The organism is Streptococcus sp. GMD1S, assembly GCF_000296875.1.
GTDB lineage: Bacteria > Bacillota > Bacilli > Lactobacillales > Streptococcaceae > Streptococcus.
The window spans coordinates 1-4,296 of the sequence record NZ_AJQY01000469.1 but is presented as its reverse complement, the minus strand read 5'-3'; the positions used below and the strand labels follow the sequence as shown (position 1 = coordinate 4,296).

6 protein-coding genes and 2 pseudogenes are annotated in these 4,296 nt (G+C 33.3%); all 8 read left to right on the top strand.

The features are described 5' to 3' along the window. Positions 1 to 181: pseudogene (locus tag GMD1S_RS12105) on the top strand (alpha/beta hydrolase); the annotation flags it as partial. An 11-nt stretch (positions 182 to 192) separates the two neighbouring features. Further along, positions 193 to 321: an ADP-ribosylglycohydrolase gene (locus GMD1S_RS12100; RefSeq protein WP_000899999.1), complete on the top strand. Its 129-nt coding sequence runs from the start codon at positions 193 to 195 to the stop codon at positions 319 to 321. 104 nt (positions 322 to 425) lie between these two features. Beyond that, positions 426 to 1,043, top strand: coding sequence for an SAP domain-containing protein (locus GMD1S_RS11390; protein WP_000573132.1), 618 nt, complete (start codon positions 426 to 428; stop codon positions 1,041 to 1,043). A 40-nt stretch (positions 1,044 to 1,083) separates the two neighbouring features. Next, on the top strand, positions 1,084 to 1,212 hold the full coding sequence (locus GMD1S_RS12095; RefSeq protein ID WP_000900078.1) for a hypothetical protein: 129 nt from the start codon (positions 1,084 to 1,086) through the stop codon (positions 1,210 to 1,212). Between the two features lie 297 nt (positions 1,213 to 1,509). Next, positions 1,510 to 2,481 (top strand): DUF6892 domain-containing protein, encoded by a 972-nt coding sequence (locus tag GMD1S_RS11385; protein WP_000481649.1) that lies wholly within the window; start codon positions 1,510 to 1,512, stop codon positions 2,479 to 2,481. 71 nt (positions 2,482 to 2,552) lie between these two features. Further along, complete coding sequence (locus tag GMD1S_RS11380; protein WP_000713811.1) at positions 2,553 to 3,224, top strand: hypothetical protein; 672 nt, start codon at positions 2,553 to 2,555, stop codon at positions 3,222 to 3,224. 59 nt (positions 3,225 to 3,283) lie between these two features. Next, complete coding sequence (locus GMD1S_RS11375; protein ID WP_000865033.1) at positions 3,284 to 3,946, top strand: DUF443 family protein; 663 nt, start codon at positions 3,284 to 3,286, stop codon at positions 3,944 to 3,946. A gap of 164 nt (positions 3,947 to 4,110) precedes the next feature. Next, positions 4,111 to 4,296 (top strand): annotated as a pseudogene (locus tag GMD1S_RS12655) (hypothetical protein); the annotation flags it as partial.

The window sequence follows — 4,296 nt, the reverse complement described above, 5'->3', positions numbered from 1 at the left end:
CTGTGTGAAAGAATCAGCGAAATTATTTCATCAGCTACATTCAAATACAATTTTGTATGAAGCAAAGGGCTATAATCACGGCTATTTATCAGCTTACCTGCCTTATGAGTGGATTGATTTGGTGGTGCCATTTTTAAAGAGTGACTCATTAGAAATGTGTAACGAATCTGATATGCCATAAGGAGGAAACGGATGCTAGGAGCAATTATTGGAGACATTGTAGGTTCTGTTTACGAATGGAACAATATCAAAACGAAGGATTTTCCTTTATTTTGTGAGGATTGTTTTTTCACGGATGATACGGTAAGTTCGAACCGCTGAGTGTGTGAGTTTGTTAGTGAAACGTAGTTAATCCTCAAAATAAAGAAACTAAAACTCCATTATTTTGAGATGAAAACCTAAACTGTTTTTAAGGAGGTGAAATATTGATAGAAAGCAGACCTATGTTTGAAAAAATCTCATCCTTTGATGAATTTAATAAATATTACTGGTATCGTGATGAACTTTCACAGATATGCAGGTCATTAGGACTTGAATATAGAGGTACAAAACAGGAACTCAATGATATTATTGAGCAGTACTTCAAGGGGAATTTGATTAAAAAGTCATCAGTAAAAAAAAATAAGAAACGAGTAGAAGTCGTTACCTTAGATTCGCCCTTACTTGAATGTGGATTCTCCTTTAATGCACACTTTAGAGAATATTTCTCAACTTTAACAGGTGTTTCGCCCTTTAAATTTACTGCTGATATGGCTACAGCTTGGAGAAAAGTAAAAAAAGAAAATGATTTGAATTTCACAATCCAAGATATGCTAAAAGTCTATTATGGAGATTCAGATTATGCCAAGTATGATCATTCGGTTTGTCAATGGAATCAATTTCTAAAGGATTTCTGTGCAGACGAAAATAGTGCCAACTACTCTAATAAACTAAAAGTAGCTTCTATTCTTTGGAAAGAAGTTAGAAATTCAAGTAATGCAAAAATTTATTCAAAGAATCTTTTAACTAAATATGCTGATAAAATAGACGAGTATGTCAAGTAGAAATGTCAGTCTAAACTAATAGTTTGTAAGGAGGAATACCATGCTAGGAGCAATAGTTGGAGATATTGTAGGTTCAGTTTATGAATGGAACAATATCAAAACGAAAGACTTTCCATTATTTCGGAAAGACTGCTTTTTTACAGATGATACGGTAAGTTCGAACCGCTGAGTGTCTGAGTTTGTTAGTGAAACGTAGCTAATCCTCTCACCTTTTCATTTTAACGCAAGAAGGCTTCAAAGCTCCACTGGAGCTTTGAACTCCCCGAACCTTTTGAGTTTCACAAACGCATCATGTTGAGGCGGTAAGTCTATTAGTGAAGAGTAATTAATTTTCAGAAGGCTTCCTGCTTTTTTAATCCTACGGACGAAAAATACGGCAAAACCTTATTTTATACAGTAAATTTTCTAACGTTAGAAAAATAGATTTGATGCATTTAGATAAACAAATTATAAATAGGAGAATCGAATGTTTAATTTTTTTAAAAAGAAAGATCCTAAAAACCTCGAAATCAATTTTCATGACAATTCAATGGTAATGAACGGAACCAGCTTGTCTTTTCCTTTATCTTTGAAAGATATTGAGGCCGTGTTAGGAAAGCCTGATCAGGTTGTCAAAAAAGAAAGTAAATACATAAAGTACGTTTACGACAATGCTGGTATTGTATTTGAACATTCGTCTTCTATCCGGAATCATTTAAAGAAATGCAGGGTCTATATTGATGATGAGCATCTACTTTCTACAATCAGTTTCTACTATGGTGATGTTGTAAAACCTATGTTTGGAGAAGAAGAATTACCCAAGATGCCTTGTCAAGCCGTAGTATCCACTGATGGGAAGCCTCCCTATTTTCTTTATGATAGACACAGAACTGGGGATTTCAATTTTATTTTATGGACCCCTCATGGAACCAATTTTAATGGAAGACCAGATGTAATGAGATATCCACTCACCATTTCTTACTATCCAGAAATCAAGCATGAACGTCAAAAATCAAATCCAAAAGTTGTTCAAGAAAAATATCTTCATTTTGATAATCTGAATTTTAAACTAGCTATTATCCAAGTATTGATGTATGATTTAGATATTTTAAAGCCAGCTTTTGATATTTTTGATTTTTCAGAGGAATTTAGCGAGTTGGATATTGATACAGAAAGTACAGAACTTGTAGAGCCTGCCTTAGAATACTTTAAAAATCTTCAGATTTCACAGAAGTATGCAAGTCTTGTAAAAGAGATTGATATGGATGGCGGTAATGAAATTTTTATGAATCTGATTCCTCAGTGGGATGGTGAGGATAGTACTTTTGATTTGAATGAGGTTAGTTTGGTTGAATTAAAGCAGTTCCCAAATTTAAAACAAGCGACAATCATGTCAAGTAATTTTGAACAAGTTAAGGAAACTTTTGCTAAAGCTGGAGTCGACGTAGAACTAGTGTAAGTTTAACTAAACATTTATAAATTTTTGAAAAAATCTTACTGTTATGACTCGAAAAAAGGATTAAGTAAAATATGAAAAAGTTTAAATGGTGTTTATGGGTAACTGGGGTTCTTGTTATTCTTATGACAGCATCTTCATTGAATGCTTGTAGTTTGGGTGGTGAAACCATTCCCAAAAACAGAACAAGGGAACAGTACGAGTTTGAAAAAACGTTTGATCCTATGTTTAAATTTTTGGAACAAGAGCAGAAGGATTTTAATGGGCTGGAAGCTTATAAAAGCAGCGTCTATATAAAAAATGGTGACGAAGTCAAAAGATGTGAAATCGACCTAGACATTACCAAGGCAGATGGTAAGGGCGACTATAGAATACAAATCGGAGAAAATAAAAAAACGGTTCCCGTTAGTTATTCTAATGGCAAGTTGCATTACGATTCAGCGATAGATCCTTTATTTGATGAAGAAATTCTTAACTTAGTTGTCAAAAGAGATGTTTTTGACTCCTTGAATGTAAAAAGAACGTTAAGAACTGGAACAACAGAGCTTAGTGAAATTATCTACCAGCCAGAAACTCAGTCTGAACTCTTTCAGAAACTGAAAATCAAATATGATCTACCAGAGGAAACTACATGCCAAATCAGGGTAAATTACTCAGATAAAACAAATTATGGGATCACAATACAGTTAACATCGAAAGAGATGTCTGTCAAAATTGGTTTAACTATTATTAAAAAACGGGGCTAACGATTTAGGAATGTTATTGAAAAGAGTTTTTTAACTCTGAGAAGGATTTAAAGGTGACTATGAAGGTAAAATTTAAAGAAACGAATAAAGTATTTTTCAAAATAGTAGAAGTAGAGGGAGAAAAGTATATTCTAGATTTGACGACTGTTAGACCAAAATCCTATTTCTGGGGTTCTCTTCCCGATGAAATTACTGCAAAAATGCAAAAGTTAGATAAAAGAGATATGCGTTTTGAGAGTGTAGCTCCAACTATGAGTAAATCAATTGGGATTGCAATTGGTACAGCAATAGGGGGATCTGGCTATCGGCTTGTGACAAATTTTTTTAGAAACAATGGGATTAGTCATAACCTTCCTTTAAAGATAGGCTTATATGGCCTATTCATTTCCCTAGCTTATCTTGCTTTCTGGTTCATTGCCATAAGAGCTCGTCATAGCGTCCAAAAAAGACTTGAGAATAACGTTACAAATTATAAAATAACCTTTAAACCAGTTGGAAATAAACGTCAATTAAAACATTACAAACTTCTTCCTTTTATCCTTGTTCCGACTCTTGGATGTTTTGTATTTTATCTATATACTGTTAATGGAACAGAGGGAGCCTTACTTGTTATTAATAGTATTCTATTATTGGGATTTTTTACAGTGATTTTAGGCATGTCACCACTCCGAGAAAGTGTCGAAAAGCAAGAGATTATTTTTGATAGAATAGAGAAGTTATAAATTAAGATGAAAGCTGTTTATGATCCTATTTTGCAGGTCACATTGGGCTATTCTATCAGAAAAAATTAGGGAACTGATTAGAGAGCATTTTGTTAGTCAATGACTCATTTAAGGTTCAGAACTGCTCTCGTAATGACATTTTATAATTTAGAAAAGGAGTAAAAATGAATTATTTAGAAATACGCAAGAAATATGGATTTTATAGAAAAGTCGTGATTGTTTTGGCTGTTCTTCTCATTCTTTTTGTAGCTTGGATGGTGAAAGATAGGACTATTCAAACCCTTTGTATTTTATTCATAAATGCACTCTTATTTCTTTTCATTGCACTAATCAGAAGAGGGTATGTAAGG